18 protein-coding genes are annotated in these 24,000 nt (G+C 33.9%); 13 read left to right on the forward strand and 5 right to left on the reverse strand.

Annotated elements, in window-relative coordinates; translation table 11 throughout:
• The first annotated feature begins 482 nt into the window (after nt 1–482).
• From AC2D6V_RS08555 to AC2D6V_RS08605, 11 genes are all read left to right on the forward strand, one after another.
• Entirely contained in the window at nt 483–896 is a 414-nt protein-coding gene (locus AC2D6V_RS08555) for an HYC_CC_PP family protein (RefSeq protein ID WP_484647673.1), read from the forward strand.
• A 106-nt stretch (nt 897–1,002) separates the two neighbouring features.
• Entirely contained in the window at nt 1,003–4,716 is a 3,714-nt protein-coding gene (locus tag AC2D6V_RS08560) for an efflux RND transporter permease subunit (RefSeq protein WP_484647674.1), read from the forward strand.
• Nucleotides 4,713–5,930, forward strand: coding sequence for a TolC family protein (locus tag AC2D6V_RS08565; RefSeq protein WP_484647676.1), 1,218 nt, complete (start codon nt 4,713–4,715; stop codon nt 5,928–5,930). The genes AC2D6V_RS08560 and AC2D6V_RS08565 overlap by 4 nt, the downstream gene beginning before the upstream one ends.
• 2 nt (nt 5,931–5,932) lie before the next feature.
• Nucleotides 5,933–6,490, forward strand: coding sequence for a helix-turn-helix domain-containing protein (locus AC2D6V_RS08570; RefSeq protein ID WP_484647677.1), 558 nt, complete (start codon nt 5,933–5,935; stop codon nt 6,488–6,490).
• Nucleotides 6,491–6,566: 76 nt separating this feature from the next.
• A complete protein-coding gene (locus AC2D6V_RS08575) occupies nt 6,567–9,059 on the forward strand; it encodes a heavy metal translocating P-type ATPase (protein ID WP_484647678.1) in 2,493 nt (830 codons plus the stop codon).
• Between the two features lie 3 nt (nt 9,060–9,062).
• Entirely contained in the window at nt 9,063–9,773 is a 711-nt protein-coding gene (locus AC2D6V_RS08580; protein WP_484647679.1) for a PepSY domain-containing protein, read from the forward strand.
• Nucleotides 9,774–9,775: 2 nt separating this feature from the next.
• On the forward strand, nt 9,776–11,545 hold the full coding sequence (locus tag AC2D6V_RS08585; RefSeq protein ID WP_484647680.1) for an efflux RND transporter periplasmic adaptor subunit: 1,770 nt from the start codon (nt 9,776–9,778) through the stop codon (nt 11,543–11,545).
• 18 nt (nt 11,546–11,563) lie between these two features.
• Nucleotides 11,564–12,001 (forward strand): heavy-metal-associated domain-containing protein, encoded by a 438-nt coding sequence (locus AC2D6V_RS08590; protein WP_484647681.1) that lies wholly within the window; start codon nt 11,564–11,566, stop codon nt 11,999–12,001.
• A gap of 676 nt (nt 12,002–12,677) precedes the next feature.
• Nucleotides 12,678–13,274: a recombinase family protein gene (locus tag AC2D6V_RS08595; RefSeq protein WP_484647682.1), complete on the forward strand. Its 597-nt coding sequence runs from the start codon at nt 12,678–12,680 to the stop codon at nt 13,272–13,274.
• 13 nt (nt 13,275–13,287) lie between these two features.
• Complete coding sequence (locus AC2D6V_RS08600) at nt 13,288–13,437, forward strand: hypothetical protein (RefSeq protein ID WP_484647683.1); 150 nt, start codon at nt 13,288–13,290, stop codon at nt 13,435–13,437.
• 162 nt (nt 13,438–13,599) lie between these two features.
• Nucleotides 13,600–14,133, forward strand: coding sequence for a hypothetical protein (locus AC2D6V_RS08605; protein ID WP_484647684.1), 534 nt, complete (start codon nt 13,600–13,602; stop codon nt 14,131–14,133).
• A 254-nt stretch (nt 14,134–14,387) separates the two neighbouring features.
• Here AC2D6V_RS08605 and AC2D6V_RS08610 read toward each other — a convergent pair whose 3' ends face one another.
• Both AC2D6V_RS08610 and AC2D6V_RS08615 read right to left on the reverse strand, forming a co-directional pair.
• The gene (locus AC2D6V_RS08610) at nt 14,388–14,828 is read right to left on the reverse strand and encodes a hypothetical protein (protein ID WP_484647685.1); all 441 of its coding nucleotides are present in this window, start codon (nt 14,826–14,828) and stop codon (nt 14,388–14,390) included.
• 2 nt (nt 14,829–14,830) lie between these two features.
• A complete protein-coding gene (locus AC2D6V_RS08615) occupies nt 14,831–16,087 on the reverse strand; it encodes a site-specific integrase (protein WP_484647686.1) in 1,257 nt (418 codons plus the stop codon).
• A 373-nt stretch (nt 16,088–16,460) separates the two neighbouring features.
• Here AC2D6V_RS08615 and AC2D6V_RS08620 point away from each other — a divergent pair, with 373 nt between their 5' ends.
• Nucleotides 16,461–17,717, forward strand: a complete 1,257-nt coding sequence (locus AC2D6V_RS08620) for a site-specific integrase (protein ID WP_484647688.1) — start codon at nt 16,461–16,463, stop codon at nt 17,715–17,717.
• 130 nt (nt 17,718–17,847) lie between these two features.
• Here AC2D6V_RS08620 and AC2D6V_RS08625 read toward each other — a convergent pair whose 3' ends face one another.
• On the reverse strand, nt 17,848–18,390 hold the full coding sequence (locus AC2D6V_RS08625; RefSeq protein ID WP_484647690.1) for a BfmA/BtgA family mobilization protein: 543 nt from the start codon (nt 18,388–18,390) through the stop codon (nt 17,848–17,850).
• 734 nt (nt 18,391–19,124) lie between these two features.
• On the opposite strand from AC2D6V_RS08625, the gene AC2D6V_RS08630 reads away from it, so the two are divergent.
• Nucleotides 19,125–20,120 (forward strand): IS110 family RNA-guided transposase, encoded by a 996-nt coding sequence (locus AC2D6V_RS08630; RefSeq protein WP_484647691.1) that lies wholly within the window; start codon nt 19,125–19,127, stop codon nt 20,118–20,120.
• Between the two features lie 158 nt (nt 20,121–20,278).
• Here AC2D6V_RS08630 and AC2D6V_RS08635 read toward each other — a convergent pair whose 3' ends face one another.
• Nucleotides 20,279–20,755, reverse strand: a complete 477-nt coding sequence (locus AC2D6V_RS08635) for an integrase core domain-containing protein (RefSeq protein WP_484647692.1) — start codon at nt 20,753–20,755, stop codon at nt 20,279–20,281.
• Between the two features lie 26 nt (nt 20,756–20,781).
• The gene (locus AC2D6V_RS08640; protein ID WP_484647693.1) at nt 20,782–23,928 is read right to left on the reverse strand and encodes a glycosyl hydrolase; all 3,147 of its coding nucleotides are present in this window, start codon (nt 23,926–23,928) and stop codon (nt 20,782–20,784) included.
• Nucleotides 23,929–24,000 lie beyond the last annotated feature (72 nt).

The raw sequence follows: 24,000 nt of genomic DNA on the forward strand, positions 1-24,000 counted from the left end.
GCTCTCAGATGAGGTTTTTGGCAACTTATATACTGTGTCAATCCATTTAATTTTAAGCTCGTTAAAAGCCCTAATTTCTTCTTTGTGAAGGTTTAGAAAGAATAATAATATTAAAGATTCTTTCCTTTGGTTAACGGACAATTTTTCTAATGGAATATTAAGCCTCCAGTCACGGTTTTCATGTGGTAATTTCATATCTATTAACGAGAGTCCTTAGTGACTCCTTCATAAATAAATAGTCTAGCCGAAGCGGAAAGTCATTTTATTTTATGACATTTAGAAAATCGTTTAATCAAAAAAAGCAAAAAAATATCCATTTGACAAGTGTTTTTCAGAGAGTTCTTAACGAAATTACATGGTTATTAACAGAATTAAAGCAAAAGTAGATGGTTATCGAAGTAGTACAATTATTAACCTCAATTATCTAAATTTTATGTTAAACTTATTTAGAAGTATTATAATTTAATACCTTTGTGGTACAGATGAAACAAGTATCCCATAAAATAGCATCATTTTTAATGGCTTTTGTAGTCTTATTTTCTACAATGTCGTTTACAATAGATATGCATTATTGTGGAGATACTTTGGTTGAGACTGCCATATTCCATAAAGCAAAAGGTTGTGGTATGGAAATGCAAAATCCTTCAAGTACTGATTGTGCTGTTACAAAAAAGAATTGTTGTACAGATGTACAAATTACTATTGAAGGTCAGGATGAGTTAAAAATATCTTTTGATAAATTAACTTTAGACCAACAAGTATTTATAGCTTCATTTATATCTACTTATATTAACCTTTTTGAAGGTTTAGATAATAATGTGTCTTCTTACGAAGAATACAAACCGCCACTCGTCATAAGGCGTATCTACAAGATTGACGAGACCTATTTAATTTGATTTTTAAACAATAGACTATTTATCCTATAGTGCATGCTATAAGGATAATTTGTTGTATTCGGTGTTTTCCTAAGGCCAATGTCTAACTGTTTAATAATCATATGCAATGCTAAATAAAAGCATAAAATTTTTAATAGAAAACAAACTTGTAGCTGTTTTATTGCTCGTTCTTTTTATCGGATGGGGAACTGTAAACGCTCCATTTAATTGGGATGTTGGCTTTTTGCCAAGTAACCCTGTGGCTGTTGATGCCATACCAGATATTGGTGAAAATCAACAAATAGTTTTTACTAAATGGGATGGGCGTTCTCCACAAGATATTGAAGACCAAATTACCTACCCGTTGACCACTTCATTATTAGGAATACCAGGAGTAAAAACGATTCGTAGTTCTTCTATGTTTGGTTTTTCTAGTATCTATATCATTTTTGAAGAAGATGTAGAATTTTATTGGAGTCGAAGTCGGATTCTTGAAAAACTAAACTCGTTACCAAGTGGGTTACTTACAGAAGGTGTAAATCCAGCTTTGGGTCCAGATGCAACTGGTTTAGGTCAAATATTTTGGTATACCCTCGAAGGACGTGATGAAAAAGGAAATGTAACAGGAGGATGGGATTTACATGAATTACGGAGCATTCAAGATTACTATGTAAAGTATGCTCTGTCATCAGCAAGTGGTGTTTCAGAAGTTGCCTCGATAGGCGGATATGTTCAAGAATATCAAGTAGATGTTAATCCAGAACTCATGCGGCAATACAATATTGGTTTACATCATATTGTAAAGGCGGTTAAAGAAAGTAATAATGATATTGGAGCACAAACCTTAGAGATTAATCAAGCAGAATATTTGGTTAGAGGTTTAGGCTATATAAAATCCATTGCAGATATTGAAAATGCTGTTGTAACCTCGGAAGACTATACAGCAATCAGAATTAAGGATATAGGAAATGTGTCTTTAGGAGCTGCAACAAGACGAGGGGTTTTAGATAAAGAAGGTGCTGAAGTTGTAGGAGGAGTGGTTGTGGCTCGTTATGGAGCAAACCCAATGGAAGTCATCACAAATGTAAAAGAAAAAATAAGTGAGTTAAGTTCTGGGTTACCATCAAAAGTATTGAGTGATGGAAGAACGTCTCAACTTACTATTGTACCTTTTTATGACCGAACAGAATTGATTCAAGAAACGTTAGGGACACTTAATGAAGCTTTAACTTTAGAGATATTGATAACAATTTTGGTCATCATTATTATGGTGTTCAATTTACGAGCTTCAGTTCTTATTTCTGGTTTATTACCTGTTGCTGTTCTCATGGTGTTTATAGCTATGAAACTCTTTGGAGTTGATGCAAACATTGTAGCCTTATCAGGTATTGCTATTGCTATTGGTACGATGGTAGATGTTGGTGTTATTCTTTCAGAAAATATAATAAGACACTTAGATGAAAATAAAAATAATCTACCAATAAATACTGTGGTTTATAATGCAACTGCTGAAGTTTCAGGGGCTATTGTAACCGCAGTAATGACCACTATTATAAGTTTTATTCCTGTGTTTACAATGATAGGTGCGGAAGGAAAATTGTTTAGACCATTGGCTTTTACAAAAACCTTTGCTTTAACCGCTTCCATAATAGTTGCCTTATTCTTGATACCCCCATTTGCGGCATTTCTATTTAGAAAGAAAAATATAAAAAAAACATTTAGTTATGTAGTGAATGGGCTTTTAATTATAATAGGTATTATAACAATAATCTCTGGATATTGGCTCGGTCTTATATTGATAGCATTTGGCATTACAGCCCTATTAAAATCTAATGGACAACTTTTAGAAAAAAGAACGAACCTTATAAATATTGTTATTTCAGCAGTAACAATCATCTTCCTTCTTGCTGAATATTGGAGACCTTTAGGCGTTGATAAGAGTATTTTTTGGAATCTCATTTTTGTGGGCTTAATATGTTTTGGCTTATTAGGAGGCTTCACATTATTTAGAAGGTATTATACTCGCATTTTGCAATGGGCTTTAGCTAATAAAGCTTTGTTTCTATCCATTCCTACACTTATTGTTATTGGAGGCTTCTTTATAATGAAAAATACAGGAAAAGAATTTATGCCATCGTTAAATGAGGGGTCTTTTCTTTTAATGCCAACTTCGATGCCACATTCTGGTGTGGAAGAAAATAAACGAGTGCTACAACAATTAGATATGGCTGTGGCTAATATTCCAGAGATTAAAACGGTAGTTGGGAAAGCTGGACGGACAGAATCAGCCTTGGACCCAGCTCCTTTATCTATGTATGAAAATGTGATTCAATATAAACCTGAATACATGTTAAATCTACATGGAGAACGCCAACGCTACAAGGTTAATGAAGAAGGTTATTTTGAGTTGAAGGATGGAAGTTTTATAGGAAATCCTAATAACATATCTGAAAACATTCCACTTAATTCTGATATAGTTAGAGAACAATTAATTGAAGATAATAGCGGAGAATTTTATAGAAACTGGAGACCAGAAATAAAAAATCCAAATGACATTTGGAAAGAGATTGTTCGTGTTACCAAATTACCAGGTGTTACGTCAGCCCCTAAATTACAACCCATAGAAACACGTTTGGTTATGTTACAAACAGGTATGCGTGCTCCAATGGGTATTAAAGTGAAAGGACAAGATTTAAAGGAGATTGAAGCTTTTGGTGTTCAGTTGGAGGATATTTTAAAGCAAGCAGAAGGTGTTAAAGTTGAAGCTGTATTTGCTGATAGAATTGTTGGTAAGCCATACTTGTTAATTGATATAGATAGAGAAAAGATAGTACGTTATGGTATTTCTATTGAGGATGTTCAAAATGTTTTAAAAGTAGCTGTTGGAGGTATGGTGCTAACACAAACTGTTGAAGGTAGAGAACGTTACGGTGTTAGGGTACGGTATCCCAGAGAACTACGAGGTAATCCTACGGATTTGGAAAATATTTATGTTCCAGTAGAAAAAGGAAGTCCTGTTCCGTTGAGTGAATTGGCAACCATTCGTTATGAACAAGGGGCGCAAGTCATTAAGAGCGAAGATACCTTTTTAGTAGGCTATGTGCTTTTCGATAAATTAGATGGATATGCTGAAGTAAATGTTGTTGAAAATGCCCAAACACTTATTCAACAGAAAATTGATTCAGGAGAATTAGTAGTTCCAAAAGGAATTAACTACCAGTTTACAGGAACTTATGAAAATCAATTACGAGCAGAAAAAACCTTGTCGGTTGTAGTGCCTTTAGCACTGATTATTATTTTCTTAATTCTATATTTTCAGTTCCGTTCAGTCGCTACATCTTTTATGGTATTTACAGGTATAGCTGTTGCCTTTGCAGGTGGTTTTATCATGATTTGGTTATATGGTCAAAACTGGTTTTTAAACTTCAATTTCTTTGGAGAAAACCTAAGAGATTTGTTCCAGATGCATCCTATTAATCTGAGTGTAGCCGTTTGGGTTGGTTTTATAGCCCTATTCGGTATAGCTACAGATGATGGCGTTGTAATGGCTACATATCTTACTCAAATATTTGATAGAAACAAGCCAACAAACAAAAAATCTATAAGAGCCTCTGTAGTAGAAGCTGGAGAAAAGCGTATTAGACCTTGCTTAATGACCACAGCAACTACCATATTGGCGTTGTTGCCAGTATTGACTTCAACAGGTCGTGGTAGTGATATTATGATTCCAATGGCAATTCCAAGTTTCGGAGGTATGCTCATTGCCTTGATTACACTATTTGTTGTTCCAGTTTTATACAGTTGGAAAGCAGAGTTACAACTAAAAAAAGTAGAAAAATGAAAAGATTAGTTTTTATACTTCTTGGTTTAATGGTGTTTAATAATTCCAATGCGCAACAGTTGGAAATATTAATCAATGAAGCCTTAGCGAATAATCCAGAAATCCAGAAGTTTGAATTGCAATATAGTATAGCTTCAGAAAAGGTTAACGAGGTCAATACTATACCAAACACCGAATTTGGAGTGGGTTATTTTGTAAGTGAACCTGAAACGAGAACTGGCGCACAACGGTTTAAGATTTCTGCGAAACAAATGATGCCTTGGTTTGGTTCTATTACCGCCAGAGAGAATTATTTTAGCTCTTTAGCTGATGCTAAATATGAAGATATTACCATAGCAAAACGAAAATTAGTAGCCTCTGTATCGCAGTCTTATTATAATCTTTATGCGCTTAAAGCAAAACAAGGGGTTTTCGATGAGAATATAGCTCTACTCAAAACTTATGAAACGTTGGCTTTATCGTCTCTAGAAGTTGGCAAAGCTTCAGCTGTCGATGTATTACGATTGCAAATGAGGCAGAATGAGCTGGAACAATCTAAGCAAGTATTAGCGCAATTATATTTAGCAGAACAGACAACATTCAATAAGCTTTTAAATAGAGAAAAATCTGTTGAAATTGATTTAGTAAGCGAATTGATAATACCGTTAAATGAAGCTCTAAATGAGTCAGCGGATTTAGCATTGCATCCTGAATTGACAAAGTATGATAAGTTGTTTCAATCTGTGGAACAATCCGAGCTATTAAATCAAAAAGATAGTCAGCCAATGATTGCCTTTGGTTTAGATTACGTTTCGGTTTCAGAACGACCCAATATGAATTTTAGTGATAATGGGAAAGATATTGTAATGCCAATGGTATCACTTTCAATTCCAATTTTCAATAAGAAAAACAAGTCGCAAACCAAGCAAAATAAATTAAAGCTGAAGGAGATTACATTTCAGAAACAGGAAAGGGAAAACATTTTAGAGACAGCTTTGTCTAAAGCAATTAACAACAGAATTGCTTCACGGATTAGTTATGATACACAAGCTAAAAACTTAAAACAGGCAAAAGACGCAGAAGAAATTTTAATAAAGAGTTATGAAACTGGAACGATTAATTTTAACGATGTTTTAGACATCCAAGAGTTACAATTAAAGTTTCAAATTAATCAGATAGAATCTGTGAAGAGCTATTATGTGCAATCAACTGTTATTAACTATTTGACGGAATAATTATGAAGCATACACTAAGTATAAAGAATATGGTTTGTAATCGTTGTAAAACAATTATTGAACAACAATTTAAAAGTGAAGGCTATGAAGTTGAATCCATTGAACTAGGAAAAGTGGTTGTTAAAGGAGAGAAAGAAATTGATTTTATAAAGCTCGAAGAATCGTTGAAGGCTGAAGGTTTTGAGCTTATTAATAAAGCATCAGAAGTATTAATAGAAAAAATTAAAATATCGATGATTCAAAAGTTGAAGAAAAATGATGTTGAGAATATACTTTCTGAATTACCAAAAGAATTGGGGAAGAGTTATTCTATGTTGAGCAGATACTTTAGTAAGTCAGAAGGGATGACGCTTGAAAAATACCTTATCAATTTAAAAATTGAAAAAGTAAAAGAACATATTCAAATAAATCATTTAAACTTTTCCGAAATAGCTTATAGCCTCAATTATAATAATAGTAGCCATTTAGCTAAGCAGTTTAAATCTGTAACTGGTATATCAATGTCACAATACAAAAAGTTGCAAAATTGGAATAGAAGAGAATTGGACAAAATTGTATAAAAATTAATCATAATTAGAAAAACAACAATTTTAAAGTAAATATAGTTTTGGGAGTTAATTCTAAAATTTATAAAAAATGAAACATACTTATCACATACACGGAATGACCTGTAACGGTTGTCGAAGTCATGTAGAGGAAACACTTTCAAAAGTGGAAGGTGTTTCAAGTGCAATAGTCGATTTAGAAAAATCAGAAGCGACTATTGAAATGGAATTGCATATTTCTTTAGAAACTTTTCAGGAAGTTTTAAAGAAAGATAGTGACAGATATAGCATACATAATATAGGAGAACATCATCATAAGGAATTAAAGAAAGAAGAAGCTCCAAAAGGGAAAGGCACAGGTACTTTTTACTGTCCTATGCATTGTGAAGGAGATAAAACCTATGAGAAAGCAGGAAATTGCCCTGTGTGTGGAATGGACTTGGTAGAAGAAAGAAGTATAGTCCCTTCGAGTGTTCAATTTACATGCCCTATGCATTCTGAAATTATTAAAGATGAAGCTGGTTCTTGTCCTATCTGTGGGATGGATTTAGTGCCATTGGAAGCTGATACTTCAGAAGAAGATAAAACCTATAAGAAACTATTAAAAAAGTTTTGGGTTGCCGTAGCTTTTACTGTGCCTATTTTTTTAATCGCTATGTCTGAAATGGTTAATAGCAATCCGTTATACACAATATTAGAACAAAAGACATGGAACTGGATTCAATTTGTTTTATCAATTCCAGTAGTGTTTTATGCGACTTGGATGTTTTTTGAACGTGCTTGGACCTCTATAAAAACGATAAACCTAAATATGTTTACACTTATAGGCATTGGGTCTGGTATAGCGTGGGTGTTTAGTGTATTTGCTATGTTGTTTCCTGATATATTTCCGCAAGATTTTAAAACTGCTGACGGTAATGTATTTGTGTATTTTGAAGCTACAACTGTAATTCTCACATTAGTCTTATTGGGGCAATTATTAGAAGCTAAAGCACATAGCCAAACAAGTGGAGCGATAAAGGAATTATTAAAATTAGTGCCTTCAACAGTAACCTTGGTAAGTGATGGAGAGGATAAAATAATTGCCATTGATAAAATTGAGCAAGGCAATTTATTACGTGTAAAACCAGGAGAAAAAATTCCTGTTGATGGTAGTATTGTAGAAGGGCATAGTAGTATAGATGAATCTATGATTACAGGAGAGCCTATTCCTGTAGATAAAAATGTAGATGATAAAGTGAGTTCTGGAACAATCAATGGTACAAAATCATTTGTAATGAAAGCCGAAAAGGTTGGTGCAGAAACCTTGCTGTCTCAAATTATTCACATGGTTAATAATGCAAGTCGCTCAAAAGCACCCATTCAAAAGTTAGCTGATAGAATCTCTAAATATTTTGTTCCGATAGTATTAATTGTTTCTGTAATAACATTTATAGTTTGGGCTGTATTTGGTCCAGAACCAGCTTATGTTTTTGCTTTTGTCAATGCTATTGCAGTATTGATTATTGCCTGTCCTTGTGCTTTAGGTTTGGCTACACCAATGTCTGTTATGGTTGGCGTTGGAAGAGGTGCGGAATCTGGAGTATTGATTAAGAATGCGGAAGCCTTAGAAAAAATGAATAAGGTTGATACTTTAATTGTAGATAAAACAGGAACAATAACCGAAGGAAAACCATCAGTTGAAAAGGTTATAGGAACGGATGCTGTAGAGGAAACAGTTTTGATAGAACACATAACATCATTGAACCAATATAGCGAACATCCTTTAGCAGAAGCCATCGTAAATTATGGTAAATCAAAAAAGGCTTCTATTACTAAAGTAAAGGATTTTCAAGCAGTAGCAGGAAAGGGAGTTATAGGTACAGTTGGAAATGTGAAGGTTGCTTTAGGTAATGCAAAATTGTTAGAACAATTTACTATAGTCATTCCTGAAAGTTTGGCAAGCAAAGTTTTGGTTGAACAAGAACAAGGTAAAACAGTTTCATACATTACAGTAAATAATAAGGCGGTAGGCTATGTTACTATTTTCGATGCCATTAAAACTACAAGTCAAAAGGCTATTTCAGCACTTCAAAACAATGGTGTTGATGTTATAATGCTTACTGGGGACAACAAAAACACAGCTAAAGCTGTAGCGAACCAGTTAAATCTAAAACACTATAAAGCCGAATGTCTTCCAGAAGATAAACTCAAAGAAATTGAACTACTGCAATCGCAAGGAAAAATAGTAGCTATGGCTGGAGATGGAATTAATGATGCGCCAGCTTTAGCACAATCGGATGTTGGTATTGCTATGGGAACAGGAACAGATGTTGCTATAGAAAGTGCAACAATTACATTAGTAAAAGGAGACTTACAGGGCATCGTAAAAGCTAAAAAGTTAAGTCACGGTGTAGTCAAAAACATAAAACAGAACCTGTTTTTTGCTTTTGTTTATAACGTATTAGGGGTGCCAATAGCAGCAGGTGTTTTATACCCAATATTTGGGCTGTTACTCTCCCCAATGATTGCGGCTTTAGCTATGAGTTTTAGTTCGGTTTCTGTAATAGCAAACGCATTAAGACTTAGGACAATTAATATTTAAACTATGGTAAACAGACACACGGCATTAAAAATTAGAAAAACGCATCGCTATTTGGGTTTGTTTTTAGGTATCCAGTTTTTACTATGGACAACAAGTGGCTTATATTTTAGTTGGACAAATATTGATGATATTCATGGAGACCAATTTAAAAAATTAGAATATCAACCGAAATCATTCAATAACCTTATTAGTCCAGCACAACTAATTGTTTCAGGTGGTTTAAAAACTATTGAGTTACGAGACATTGGTAACACACCATTTTATTGGATAAATAACAATCAACTATATAATGCCATTGATGGCAACCCAAAAAATTACATCACAAAAGATGAGGCTTTATATATAGCTAAAAACCACATGAAAAGTGATTTGGAAGTAGAAACTATTGAACAAATCAATGAAGTTGGTAAGCATCACGAATATAGAGAGAGGTTGTTACCCGCTTACGTTATATCGTATAAATCGGATGAATCCTTAAAAGCCTATGTTTCTATTAAAGATGGAAGATTTCAAACGGTTAGACATCAAAGTTGGCGTTGGTTTGATTTTTTATGGATGACCCATACGATGGATTATGAAGGTAGAGACAATTTTAACACAGTAGTTTTAAGAGTATTTTCTCTTTTAGGATTAATTACTGTTTTGAGTGGCTTTTTATTATGGTTTACAAGTTCTCCATCAATCAGAAAATTATCAAAACGAAAAAACAAATGAATATGAAAAAATATGTAATTTATATCGGAGTATTAGCTATAGGGCTACTATTGGGATGGTTGCTATTTGGCAATTCTTCTAATGAAGAAACTTCACATAATCACAGTGAATCAGTAGAAAGCAATCAAATGTGGACTTGTTCTATGCATCCGCAAATTATGCAACCAGAACCAGGAGATTGTCCAATATGTGGTATGGATTTAATTCCAGCCGAAAGTGGAGCTGGTGGGTTAACGGCAGACCAATTTAAACTGACCAAAAATGCAATGGCATTGGCTAACATTCAAACATCTGTTGTAGGTCATAGTAAAGTAGAAGGGAATACGATAAAACTATCAGGGAAAATAGTTGAAAATGAAGAATCAAATGTAGTCCAAGTCAGTTACTTCTCTGGTAGAATAGAAAAACTAAACGTTAGTTATACAGGAGAAAAAGTAAGAAAGGGGCAACTATTAGCAACTATTTATTCTCCAGAATTATTTGCTGCCCAACAAGAACTTATTACAGCATCTTCTTTAAAAGATTCGCAACCAGAACTATATAAGGCGGTTCGTAATAAACTAAAACTTTGGAAGCTATCAGACACGCAAATAAATAAGATTGAAGCATCTGGCAAAGTAAATGAGAACTTTTCTGTTTATGCTACTGTATCTGGTACGGTATCTAAAAAATTAGTAGAACAAGGCGAGTATATCAAGCAAGGTCAACCTTTATTAAAAATTGCAAACCTAAACACAGTTTGGGCAAATTTTGATGTCTACGAAAATCAAATAGACTTGTTTAAGGAAGGGCAGGAAATTTCAATTAAAACTAATGCCTATCCAAATAAAACCTTTAAAACAAAAGTATCTTTTATAGACCCAACCCTTGATGTAAAAACTAGGACTATGAAATTAAGAACGGTATTAGAGAACAAAACGGATTTATTCAAGCCAGGTATGTTTGTAGAGGGCAATATAGAACCCGTTAATGCGATTACTGAACAAACACTTGTTATTCCTTCAAGTGCTGTATTGTGGACAGGAAAACGTTCTGTAGTGTATCTAAAGAGGAATCCTAACGAACCCATATTTGAATTACAAGAAGTAACTCTTGGTAACAGGATTGGAGAAAACTACCAAGTATTAGAAGGTGTTAATGATGGGGATGAAATTGTAACCAATGGTACGTTTACAGTTGATGCTGCTGCCCAATTACAAGGCAAGAAATCCATGATGAATAAAGAAGGTGGCAAGGTAATGACTGGTCATGAAGGACATCTTGGTATGGGGGCAAACCCTTCAAGTGCAAAAGAGAGTCATTCCGAAATGAATGAAAGAATGGAAGTGTCAGAAGATTTTCAAAATCATTTAAAGGTAGTATTTAATGACTATATCAAATTAAAGAAAGCCCTAGTAAACGAGGATTATAAAAAAGGTGCCGAATCAGCAAAAGAGTTCTTGTCCGATTTAGGTAAGATAGACATGAAATTATTAACCGATAAAGGACATAGCCATTGGATGACCTTGGCAAAAGAATTAAAAACTTCAGCTAATTCTATTTCAAGCTCTTCAGATATTAAAGGGCAAAGAAATCATTTTAAGCATTTGTCATCACATTTGGCTAAAGCTCTTCAGCTATTCGGTATAAACGAAAAGGTTTACTATCAATTTTGTCCAATGGCAGATAGCAATAATGGGGCTTATTGGTTGAGCAAAGAAGAAAAAGTAATCAATCCATATTTTGGAGAAGCCATGCTTACCTGTGGAGAAGTAAAGCAAATAATAGAGTAACAACAAATATTTAAAACAATGAAAAAAGTAATTTTAAGTGTAGCTGTAATTGCTGCTATCAGTTTAACAAGCTGTAAAAATGAGACGAAACAAAAAACAGATGCAATAACCGAAGTAGCACATGAAATGGCAATGACCGATTTATCTTTTGGGGTAAGAGGAAATTGTGGTATGTGTAAAAAGACTATTGAAAAAGCAGCCAATGGTGTAGATGGTGTTGCAAAAGTAGCTTGGGACGTGGATAAAAAGAAAATTGATGTAACTTTTGATGATTCTAAAACTGATGTGATGGCAATTCACAAAGCAATAGCAGCTTCAGGTTACGATACAGAAAAAGTAGCTGGTAGTGAAGAGGCCTATAAAGGTTTACCAGGTTGTTGCCAGTACGACCATGAAATGGCTATGAATCAATCAGGAAAAGAAAAAGGTAATGACCATTCTGGTCACAACCATTAGTTACGATATCAATATTTAGCAAAATGTATGTAATTAAGCTCACAATATAGTTTGTGAGCTTAATTAATGGTATTTCACTGCTGATTCTATCAGGTATCTAATGGCGGATGATGCGCTGCCACCATACTTTGATTTGTTTCGTTTAGCCAATTCAAATAACTTTTGTTTTAATGTTGGTGAAATCCTTACAACAAGGACGTCAGTCTGTTCAGTTTTTGGAAGTCTACTCATAACTATTCTTTAAATATAAATATGTCAGACCTGTATAAATTGTTCTAATAATCAATAAACTTTATTTAACTGTACCGTTCAGACCTTACTATGGCACGCAAGTCGTAGTGTATACTTTGTTATAAGTGCGGTTTTTATACAATTTTTGACATTTCAGTGGGAGGGGTGCGTTATCATTACTTATATTTTCAAGAATTCTAGAACCTCATCCCCGTATCCACCGTCTTCATGAAATTAGAAGCACCCGTGTATAGACATGGGTCCCATCTGTCCGTTAACTGGTGACCAACTTCCAGTAATATAAACTGTTTGTATATACATCAAGTGTATTATTCCAAGCATGCTTGAAATAGTTACACCTAAATGAGTTAAATGCCTGGTTTTCAGGTGTATTATTTTGCCACCCTAAATAAATACACTATATTTGTAATATAGATAAGTAATTATGAAAGTTAAGTACGTTAGAGTTTCAACATTAGAACAAAATACTTCCAGACAAGAAAAAAATGAATCAGAGTTCAACAAAGTTTATGTTGATAAAATAAGTGGGGCCATATCATTTTTTGACAGACCACAGGGAAAGAAACTGGTTGAAGACATAAATTCAGGAAAAATTAAGGAGATTCATGTAATATCCATAGATAGAATCGGAAGAAGCATATTAGATATTTTGACCGTGTGTGAATTCTTTACTCAAAAAGGTGTGAATCTATATGTTGAGAACATAGGAATGTATTCAATGGTTGATGGAAAACAGAACCCAATCTTTAAGATGATTGTATCGGTTTTGGGGAATGTTAGTGAAATGGAACGGGATAATATGCTTGAAAGACAAAGACAGGGCATTGAGATAGCCAAGGCCAATGGCGTTTATAAAGGCCGTTTATATGGCTCCAGAATGACCACTGAAGAGTTCTTAAATAAGTATAAAAAGGTGGCCAATGAGCTAAGTAATGGTGAATCTTTAAGAAGAGCAGCGGCATTAGGTGGTGTCAGTCTTGGAGTGGCACAACGTGTTAAAAAAGCAATGAATAATAATTAATTTTAAAAATAAGATGAAAACTTACAAAGGAAAAATCCGAATCTCTGGCCTAGGAAGTGCTGTAGATGTTTCAGCCAAAGCCAGCAACCCATCTGCAGCAAAAAAAATAATTCAGAATCAGTTTCAAGTTAAGCACTGGGTAAAACAGATGAGTAAGGGTTAAAAACCTTCAAATACACCTAACCCAAATAAGGCAAAATCATATTTGACTGGACCGAAAGACCTAAAGGTAGTAATGCTAAAAATTTAAAATATTTAAAAACTATATACTCTTCGTATATTTATAAAACATTTCGAAAAATGTTTCTTTAAAACACTCAGTACTATGAAACCAATTTTTTATACAATTTTCTTTTGTTTATTATTATCTGGCGGTTTTTCTTATTCTCAAAATGATTCAAAGGATTTATTACAAGTTTACCCTTATGAAGACATTAATATAGAGATTGTAGATGGTTTTATATTTAAAGTTCAGGATACCGACCCTGATACTGGCAAGCTTAAAGTAGAGTATATTGTAATAGTTAAAGAAAAATATAGTGAGAACTATTTTTTATCTAATCTAAAGTGGCTTGACAAACTTGAGTCTTTTAAGGGTACTACTGTCAGAGAATTTGAAGTTTTAGAAGTCAACATTAACACCTTTAGTCCTAACGAAGTGAAATTAACTACAAAGAAAAAAACACCAGTTGGTAAACCAATAATTTATTACAAATTTAGTAGCGACAAATTGACTGTATCTGCCGAAAATCTGTTAAACGGTGAAACTAAATCAATTTCAATTAGAGGCAGATTAATACCACAAGATGAAATTAATTTTAAACAAAGCACATATGGTATGAGTCTTTTGGATGAATAAAACAAAATATCGTATTCTTCAACAGCTTATTTTAATTTATTACCTCAAAAAAAATATTTGGCCTAATTTATATAAGTATATATGTGGTTTTATTTTATGTCACATTTATTATACATATTAACAAGTTTATTAGTTTAATTAGTACAGCCTTGATAAAATCAACTTCATCATTCAATCATAAATGTAATAGTAACTTTGAATGGATTAAATAATTTTCGCCCTGAAGGACTTTTTGATTCACTGGATTCTAAAGATTATAAATTTCTCAATTTCTCAATTTCACTTTCAGTTAAATATCTTTTTCTGCTTGATATTTCTATAACATTTATTTCTGGATGGCCTCTTAACAGATGATTAAGGTTTTGTGGAGTCATTTTAAGTAAATTAGCAGCATCTTTAATTAGGTGCTGTTTTTCCTCTTTAGCTGGTTTAGGTTCTGCCTTTAAATAGTGTTCTTCAAGTAGCTTCTTTAATTTTCTTTGAAATGCAACTTCGAATTGTCTGATGAAGTTATTTGTCTTTCTCTCGCTAAGAGTTTTTATGGTTTTATATTTAATTCCAGGGTCGTTTTTAATGAGATTATCGATATATCTATCTACAGTACTTTGAACTACTTTTTCAACCCTAATGGATTCTGGGAAAGGTTCTGTAGAATGAATTAAGTCTATTACTAATTGTATATCTGCTTTTTTCATTTCTATAAATTATTAAATATTCTAACGTTATCCATAATTAAGTCGTAATCAGGGTTAATATACTTCTGTAGAGTAGATAATTTTCGGTGTCCAGTCATTTTCATGATAGCATTCAAGCTAATATTGTTGTTTACTAAGTTAGTTATGAATGTTCTACGGCCAGTATGAAAGGTGATTAATTCATATTTGTGCAATTCTTCACCATCATCTCCATTTGATTGTAAATCATGAAATTCCTTGATGTTTTCCAGTCCTTCGTGAATGTAATCATTAGTTTTTTGAGGGGACATTAAGTTGAGACGATAGTCATATTTCTTAAGTATATCTAATACTTTATTAGTTAGAGGTACCTCGACCTTGATTTTTGTTTTCTGATTTACAATGGCAAGAATTCTTCCGTTATTTTTCTTATGGATTTTGGTTTTAGAAATCCTTATAACATCACTAAATCTCAAACCTGTATGGCATGCTACAATAAACATGTCTATGGCTTTCTGATGAGATGGAGATTTAAATTGATGATGTTGGATTAAACTTAATTCTTCGAGGCTTAAAGTGTAATATGCTTTTTCTTCGACCTTAACCTTAAAGTTCTTCAATTCATCAAACTCTTTAAGGTAGTTCTCTTTTACCAACCATTTTCCAAAGTTCTTTAAAACACCAAAACGCTTAGCCCTAGTTTTATCGTTCTGAGCTGAAGTAATAAATTTATAACCAGCAATACTTGGCCTTGGTTCTGCAAGGAACTTGTTAAACTTAGTTAACCAAATTGTGTCATTTAACTCTGAAGGGCGGATGTATCCTATTACTTTGGAATAATCTCTTAAAGCATTTTTAGTTGAAATATAATCTCTCAAGGAAGTGTTGCTCCTTTCAGGACTGCTAAACATGATTTTTTTTTCACTCAAAAAATCTTCAAAACAATCCATGATATCAGCTTCTAAAGATTCTTTTCTTTCTTTAAGCCCTGATTTAATTTGTCTCTTTACATAGTCACTGGTAGGTTTTATTTCGTGTTCATTTATATAATCAATAATTAAGCCTTCTATTGACTTCTGAAATTTACTAATAATCTTATTGTAATCTTCATTGGAGGGGTGTGAGGGTTTTATTCTCTCAGCTTTTTTATCGAAGTCTTTTTCATGGATTGTAATTCCAGTTCTGTGTCTTACTGCGGTACCATCATGTTTATAGTATATGACTACAAATTTCTCTTTATTTTTATTTTCTTTATATAATTTAACTGTTGAATAACCCATAGGAACACGATTGGAACACAAAATAAGGAAAATAAAGAAAATAGAGAAAACATTGAGAGAAAATATTAAAATCACTTTTATATTAATGCATTGAAAACCAATATTTAGTGAATATAAAGTTAATTAGAGAAAATATAGTTCAAATCCTGTCATCCCGACGAACCTAGTTTCAAGATATATCAAAACACTGTTAATTGTATGATTATCAGTGTTTTTCATTTTATATGGTATCAAATGAAATCATATAAAATCATCTAAAAGGTGTACGATTCGGTGCGTTCTTTTTTAATAGAATTGTCGTAATTTTAAAGAGCTTTTAAGAGCAATTTGAATTTTGTTTTACAAATAATTTGTTTAACTAAAGATTCGTAAAATGCAGACAAACAGTACATTTTCAGTCATTTTCTATACAAGGAAATTATCAAGTCCAGTAATTAAGTTATCAATTTATGCACGTATTACTGTTAATGGAAAACGTTCAGAAATTAGTTTAAAAAGAAACGTTCAGGTGAATGATTGGGACAATAATAGGTCTAGGTGTAGGGGAAATACATCAAAAATAAGATTTTTAAATGCTTATTTAGATGAAGTTTATAATCAATTGCTCGATTGTCACAAGCAATTATTTGAAGAGGGTAAGATGGTATCTGCCAATGCGATTAAAAGACGATATTTAGGAGAGGATGATAATCACAAAACTTTAAAAGAACTCATTGCATATCATAATACTAATATGATGAATGTATTGAAATTTGGTACTATGAAAAATTATTACACCACAGAAAAATATCTACATAAGTTTTTATGTGAAACTTTAAAAGTTGATGATATTTATTTAAAACAATTGAATTATCGCTTTATCTGTGATTTCGAACAATACCTTCGAAAGTATAAAAACACAAAAAAGGAATTATCCTTATCCAACAATGGGGTGATGAAACATTTAGAGCGGTTTAAGAAAATGATTAACCTTGCCTTTAGGTTAGAATGGATTCCAAAAAATCCTTTTATTCAGTTCCAATTAAAGTTTGATAAATTTGATAGACAATATCTTTCTGAAAGGGAACTTGAAATTATCGAGAATACTCATTATAATAGCGAACGCTTAGAAAGGGTGAAAGATTGTTTTCTGTTTTCATGCTATACTGGGTTGTCATATATTGATGTAAAGGAACTTACCTTAAATCAAATAACTAGGGGTATCGATAATAATTATTGGATATTTACCAAACGGGAAAAAACAAATGAAACGGTCAAAATACCAATTTTGCCCAGAGCCTTAAAGATCATTTGCAAGTATAAAACTGCTTGTGAAAAGACAAAAAGTAAAACATTACTGCCACTTTATTCGAATCAGAAGGTAAATGTATATTTAAAGGAAATAGCAAAAGATTGCGGTATTAATAAAAACATTTCTTTTCATGTTGCCAGACATACCTTTGCAACTACAGTGATGTTGTCCAACGGGGTTCCTATTGAAACGGTTTCAAAACTGTTAGGGCATACCAAATTAACAACTACACAAATATATGCTAGGGTAGTGGAAACGAAAATAAGTGAGGATGTTCAAAACCTGTTAAAACGATTTGAAAGAAAAGCTCAAAAGAGAATGGAAATAGCAGAGGGCTAAAAAACCGTTTTTAAAACTATGGATTTAGAGGCTGGGTATTTTAAATCTGTTTTTGTAACATTGCTAATTCAAGCGTGGAGAATCCATAGTTTTAAAAATGAAGCAAACTCGCCTAAGCGAGTGCGGTAGGTCAAAGTGCACCATTTGTAAGCTTATCTTGTATTATATTGTACTCTTCAGCAGTTAACCTTAAAGAATAATAATTTGAACCAAAAGTGTTCTTGACCAGCTTAGCATTATTAAGAAAACTATTGAACTTGTGTTTAAGTTCGGTTAATTTTCGATTGTTTATAAAATAAGCTTTGCGGTAGTAATCTAGCTCTTCATTTTTACTTATGAGAGTAGGTTTTATCAATATCTTTTTTTCTTTAAGTAATGGTTTTGTTTCTTTCTTTTCCTCAAATAGAGATTCCAACATTTTTTTTGTTGGCTTTAATTGTGCCTCTTCAACATTCTTGAAAATAGAAACTACAGCGTCCATGCGTTTGTTAAATACGTTTAGTAGTGATGCATTACTCATTCTTAAAGTGTCATAAGGGGAGAGTTTATTATCTTCAAAAAAAGCAATCATAAAGTCCAAAGTTTCAGAATAACTCGGACTTATTTTTTTAGAATAGTTCTTAAATTTATCAATAGTTTTTTTCTTTAACCGAATGGTATTAAAATCATCCATAATTTATTAAATTGTTACAATGAAATGCTAAATTTACTATGTTGCAAACCAAATTTACTGTAAAAAGCTAAAACAGTAATAATTAATGTTATTTTAATTATTTGAAAATCAGTAAAATATGAATAAGTAACATCGCGAAGCGTGTTACCCTCTTGCTTATCCCTTAGATTCGCAATGTCATTTACATAGAGCTTTCTTTTAAGATAATTACTACTTATGTGAGCAGTTATCTTTTTTACGGGAATACCCTCTGTAATTGTAAATAACAACCAACCGATAAAGGGGAATTACACGCAAAGAAAGTTTTAGACTTATGCCTTAAAAATCCTTTATCGGTTATCTCTGAACCGTATCAAATGGAAATACAGGTTTTTAGACCTAATATTGGGTTTCGATGGTAATTCAGATTATTAATTGTTTTTACGTTCATATCATATAAAATCTAACCTTTAATATTTTAAAGGTCTATATCGCTATTCATATAGAGGATAGATAATAATTTATCTTACTTTAAACCTCTATGATTATGAATGGCAACCAAACCGACAAAGGAGAATTAATTGCTTTTCAAAGTTTCGGACTTATAAGGTCGGATTAAATCCTTTGTCGGTTATATCTGAACCAGCATCAAATGGAAATTCAGGTTTTTAGACCTATTATTAGGGATTAGATGATACCTCAGATTCTTGGTTGTATTTGTTCTTTTATGTTACATACTTTTTAAACTCTTTATTATGAAAAAATTAGACTTTCTGTACTTTATCGGTATAGATGTATCCAAACAGACTTTTGATGTTGCCATTGTTAATGAGACCTCTACCAAATCATTTTTATTTGAAAACACCAACAAAGGCGTCAAAGCCTTTTTAAGATTGCTCAAGAACCAACAAATGGCTTTAAACGATACGCTTATTTGTATGGAACACACAGGTATATATGGAAGGTTGCTCATCACAAAATTATTGGAAACAGAAGCTAATTTCTGTGTTGAAATGTCTTTAAGGATTACCCGAAGTCTTGGAATCCAACGCGGTAAAAATGACAAAATAGATGCCATTCGTATTGCACAATATGCAATTAAAAACTGTAATGAAATAGAACTATATAGACCAATTCCCGAGATACTTGAAAAAGTAAAGATACTCATCAAGGCTAGGGAGCAACTTGTTAATTTTAAGGCAGATTTGAACAAATACCCCAATGAAGCTAAACGCTTTGCACCAGAGCTTGGAAAACTTGCACAAAAGCAGATTAGAAAAACCAATAAATGCTTTACCGATGAAATTAAACGGATAGAAGCAGAACTGCAGGCTCTCATACTTTCTGACGAAAAACTTAACAAAACTGTAGGACTTGTTACCTCTGTTACTGGAATTGGAACCATGACTGCATTATATTTTGTGATATTTACTAACTTCTTTACACGATATCAAGAAGCCAAACAACTGGCTTGTTATTGTGGTGTCGTTCCTTTTGAGCATACCTCTGGTTCTTCCGTCCAGAAAAGATCCAGGGTGCATCATATGGCTAATAAAACCATGAAAAAACACCTGCACATGTGCGCACTCTCTGCAGTTCGCCATGACCCAGAACTTAAAGTCTATTATGAACGTAAGGCTGAAGAAGGAAAAAATAAAATGCTGGTGCTCAACAATGTCAGAAACAAATTGGTTTTGAGAGTTTGTGCCGTGGTTAAAAGGCAAAAACCCTATCAAAAGAGAGTGGCTTAATTGATTCATTTTTTCACTTATCAATTTTTTTATTTTTTTCTTGGTTTTAACGTGGAAATCCTTCTCCTTGTTTTATAAATACACTTTAAAAAGAGTTTTTTTAGTGTATGTCTTCAGCCTAAATTGAACTTTACGGGTTAAAAATTAAGAGAGTACTTTCACAAATTTAAATGATTTTTCTGGAACTGCTTTTTTCTTGCTTCTAGCGTCCTGTTTTTAGTCACTCTTCTTTGTTTCAATTTCTTTTGTCCTGTCCCAAAATACACTTCTGCTGGTGTTAAATTTTGTAATGATTCATGATATCTCTGATAATTATAGTACTTGACAAACTCTTCCATTTTCGTTTCGAGTTGACCAGGATTAAAGTAATTATCTAATTTAACAACATTCTTCATTGAACGATGATAGCGTTCAATTTTCCCTTGTGTCTGTGGGTGCATCGTTCGCCCCAAGGCATCAGCGCCAACCCAAGTATCAGCGTAGATATCACGAACCTCACTGAGGTTTTCTTGATGTTCTGAAATATTGTTTTGAGCCTTTATATTGCAGGTACTGTTTAATATAGCGAATAATAGGAATAGTATGTTTGATTTATTAATAGTCAATTTAATGTCTAGTTTAGGTTGAATACTCATGCTTCTCATGTTTTTAAAGGTTCGTTCTATTTCTGACTTAAAATCGTCACAGGACCCAACAATCCCGAACTCTGTAACGGAGATGCTGCGGTATAATGATTAAAAGAAGTAAAGGTGTATCGTTTGCTTGGTCGGGCTTTATTTTTAAGTACCCACTCCGGCCATTTTCCATCGACAATACCATCATCTTTATACCCTTCATCCCCAATCAATCGATTCCCCCATAGGTTTACGACTTCTATTTCTAGTTGGTTATTTTTCTCCTGTACAGCCCCTGTAATTTCAACTTCCAATTGAGTTGTCCAGACAATACCCAGCTCTTTACCATTCAATTTTACGCGTGCCAGATTATTAACTTTCCCGAGGTTTAGGAATAGTTTTGTTCCATTTCCAGCTTGTGCGCAATCGAAAGACTTCGTGTAAACGGCTTTTCCTGAATAGTATTTGATGCCTTCTTCTGGTCGGTCAATCCAGTCCTCTAGCTTTTCGAATGTAAATTCGCCTGGCTTCTTGCTATGAGTGGATTCGAAAGGACCCCAATTCGGATCAAATGCTACTTCCCAGCTTCCTTCTATGCTTGCTACTGTTTGCTTGGTAGAGAAATTTTTGTCACCACCTTTTATATTATTTTGTTTCGCAGGTGTGATCACAATAACATAGGCTTCGTATGCTTCAAAATGCAATGGAATGCTCATGATTCCGTCTTTCACAGTATATTCAGGTAATGATCGGGTTGCTCCATTCATAGGATTCCACAACTCTGGAAAACCTTCTGCTATACGAAATTCGCCCGTTACATCAATGGGTTTGCTGGTTCTGTTCGATACAAAGTAAACATCTGTTGATGGCATTTTTTTATGGATATACCGAACCGTTCCTTCTCGTTCACCTGCGGGTATTTTGGTTGTATAATCAGGTTTGATCCCTATACTGTTTAAGTAGTTTGCGGTTGTCTTATAGTTAGGGTACAATTCGTTTCCATCGGGTTTGGAATAGTCACCTCCCCATAGGATTTTACCTCTTCCGTAAGTTGTTTCGGTTGCTTGTGCAGGAATGTCAAATCCACCCCACATTTTTTTACTAAGTGATTTTACCTTATTGTCAGAGCTAGGGAAGTTGGCCAAACTTGGAGATTGCAAAGCAGGATGTCCGATAATCGTTGCGCCTTGACTTACCAAGGATTCAATTTTTGAAATCAATTCAGGTGTCATCGAATTGATTTGTGGCAATACCAAAACTTCATAAGAAGCACCACCTTCAAAAACTATTTTTCCGTCTTTTACGGATGCACGATTCATAAGAATACGCGGACTACAGCCATCAAAATTGTATGCTTTTCTGTCTGGCATAAATTCCTTTTCACCCTTTCCTTTTTCTTCGGCGATGGCATCTTTATCAGAATCAAATCCATATTCTGTATAGGGTTCTAGATAGTCATTGCCGTCGACTGCGGATGCGGGAGGAAGAAACACATGCGGCGCACCTTCTCCAATTAAATACAGTACATCTGCTGTACCAATGCCTTGCTGTAGTATCGCTTGAGAACGGGCAACATATTTGTGATATGCACTTGACATATCCCACCAAGTTTGTCCTCTGTCCCAATGTACACCATAGGGTCCCATGGTCATGCCTGGCAAATGATCTCCGGGAATAGCTTTGTGTGCAAAAGTGTGGTACATCAAACGGTTTATGCCGGAACAGAATGCCCAATCATTTTGGTTTTTAATAGATCCTGGATGGCTTTTCCAGGCCACAAGATAGGAGGTAAAAGCCTCCGCCGCTAATACAGGTCGACCATATAAGTTGGCAATTGAAGTCGCTTCAAAGGTGCTAAAACCCGTGCTGAAACCAAAATCTTTGTTCCAAAATTCAGCCATTGGCACATCGGCATAGGAACCGAGGTCTAGGTCTGTATTCGGATTCATATCATAGGGTTCAATGGATAGACCCATGCCGTATTTTCGTCCAAAATCTTTGAAATATTGCACATGATTCTCCAATATTAATTCTTGAGAAACCATTCGTAAGTCCCACAAGAACCGTTCGCTTGTTTCGACATCACCTACAACCATACCGGTATACACTGGTAAATAGGGTAATGGATCATAGCCTTTCAAGGCTTCAAACTTTTTTCTGAAATCATCAGTCCAGTTTTGTGCACCCATTTCCCAACTATCCATATGGATCATTTTCCAACCGCCTTGTTTTGTGGAATCGGGTTGCACTTTTTTGATGAGCGGAACCATAAAATTCTCTAAGTGGTGCTTCATGGCATCACTACTCATTTTATCGGCTTCAAAACCCAAACCGGGCATGGGAGCCGGACGGGTTATAGCACCGTTGTTGCGGCTTCCAAAACGCATTATGGTCCACTTACCTTCTGGAACTTCCCAGTTTAAAGTACCATCTTCAGTCATAAATTCAGTAATATCGATGACATCTTTGCTATGTATACCTGTTAGATCGCCTTCAAAATTTTTAGCTAATAATGCAGGTTCCGGGATATACTGTTTTACCCCTTCACTTGAGCTATACGGTGGTCTGTAATACAATGCTTTCTCATCGGAGTCGGCAATTACATCATTATTTTCACTTGAAGGGAAAGCAATAACTGCTACATCCTCATAATATTTTTCCCATCGCTCTCTTAATTCCGGAGTAAATCCACCCAATCCAAAAAATGGATTACGTCCTTCGGGGACTTCTAAAATCTGCGATACTTTAGCTGGACCTGCAAATTCAGCTTTGCTGGCTACCAGGTGTTTCATGGATTCTTCCATCTTTACCCATGGACCACCACTTCCTGTCCATCCCGGACCGGAACCCAGCGTCAATACAATATCGAGTCGTTCACATTCTTTTACAGCATGTACAAAATTATCTTGCCATTCCTGGCTCAAAAATTTTACAGGACCTTGTGGGACACCTACATTCACTTCTAAAAATAACACATGTGCAATGCCCACTGCTTTCATAGATTCCAAATCGGCTGTCATCTCATCCTTATCCATGTTTCCATCCATGAAATACCAGTATACACCAGGTTTGGCAGAGTTTGGAGGGTTGAGAAATGAAGATTTTAATGTGTTGTAGGATGCATTCGTTTGTTCTTTTGCACATGATGACAATAGGGTAACGAGTGCAATTATTAATGCGTTTTTAAAGTTCATTTTTTTGCTTTTTAAGAATGATGTACAGAGGTGTTTAATATACAGGTGAGGTTGGACAAAGTACTAAGAGCG

It is taken from the genome of Algibacter sp. YIN40, assembly GCF_057219435.1.

What these genes read in the sequence shown, in the direction of transcription:
- AC2D6V_RS08555 (WP_484647673.1), top strand. Translation starts at nt 483, where the DNA reads ATGAAACAAGTATCCCATAAAATAGCATCATTTTTAATGGCTTTTGTA.
- AC2D6V_RS08560 (WP_484647674.1), top strand. Translation starts at nt 1,003, where the DNA reads ATGCTAAATAAAAGCATAAAATTTTTAATAGAAAACAAACTTGTAGCT.
- AC2D6V_RS08565 (WP_484647676.1), top strand. Translation starts at nt 4,713, where the DNA reads ATGAAAAGATTAGTTTTTATACTTCTTGGTTTAATGGTGTTTAATAAT.
- AC2D6V_RS08570 (WP_484647677.1), top strand. Translation starts at nt 5,933, where the DNA reads ATGAAGCATACACTAAGTATAAAGAATATGGTTTGTAATCGTTGTAAA.
- AC2D6V_RS08575 (WP_484647678.1), top strand. Translation starts at nt 6,567, where the DNA reads ATGAAACATACTTATCACATACACGGAATGACCTGTAACGGTTGTCGA.
- AC2D6V_RS08580 (WP_484647679.1), top strand. Translation starts at nt 9,063, where the DNA reads ATGGTAAACAGACACACGGCATTAAAAATTAGAAAAACGCATCGCTAT.
- AC2D6V_RS08585 (WP_484647680.1), top strand. Translation starts at nt 9,776, where the DNA reads ATGAAAAAATATGTAATTTATATCGGAGTATTAGCTATAGGGCTACTA.
- AC2D6V_RS08590 (WP_484647681.1), top strand. Translation starts at nt 11,564, where the DNA reads ATGAAAAAAGTAATTTTAAGTGTAGCTGTAATTGCTGCTATCAGTTTA.
- AC2D6V_RS08595 (WP_484647682.1), top strand. Translation starts at nt 12,678, where the DNA reads ATGAAAGTTAAGTACGTTAGAGTTTCAACATTAGAACAAAATACTTCC.
- AC2D6V_RS08600 (WP_484647683.1), top strand. Translation starts at nt 13,288, where the DNA reads ATGAAAACTTACAAAGGAAAAATCCGAATCTCTGGCCTAGGAAGTGCT.
- AC2D6V_RS08605 (WP_484647684.1), top strand. Translation starts at nt 13,600, where the DNA reads ATGAAACCAATTTTTTATACAATTTTCTTTTGTTTATTATTATCTGGC.
- AC2D6V_RS08610 (WP_484647685.1), bottom strand. Translation starts at nt 14,828, where the DNA reads ATGAAAAAAGCAGATATACAATTAGTAATAGACTTAATTCATTCTACA.
- AC2D6V_RS08615 (WP_484647686.1), bottom strand. Translation starts at nt 16,087, where the DNA reads ATGGGTTATTCAACAGTTAAATTATATAAAGAAAATAAAAATAAAGAG.
- AC2D6V_RS08620 (WP_484647688.1), top strand. Translation starts at nt 16,461, where the DNA reads ATGCAGACAAACAGTACATTTTCAGTCATTTTCTATACAAGGAAATTA.
- AC2D6V_RS08625 (WP_484647690.1), bottom strand. Translation starts at nt 18,390, where the DNA reads ATGGATGATTTTAATACCATTCGGTTAAAGAAAAAAACTATTGATAAA.
- AC2D6V_RS08630 (WP_484647691.1), top strand. Translation starts at nt 19,125, where the DNA reads ATGAAAAAATTAGACTTTCTGTACTTTATCGGTATAGATGTATCCAAA.
- AC2D6V_RS08635 (WP_484647692.1), bottom strand. Translation starts at nt 20,755, where the DNA reads ATGAGTATTCAACCTAAACTAGACATTAAATTGACTATTAATAAATCA.
- AC2D6V_RS08640 (WP_484647693.1), bottom strand. Translation starts at nt 23,928, where the DNA reads ATGAACTTTAAAAACGCATTAATAATTGCACTCGTTACCCTATTGTCA.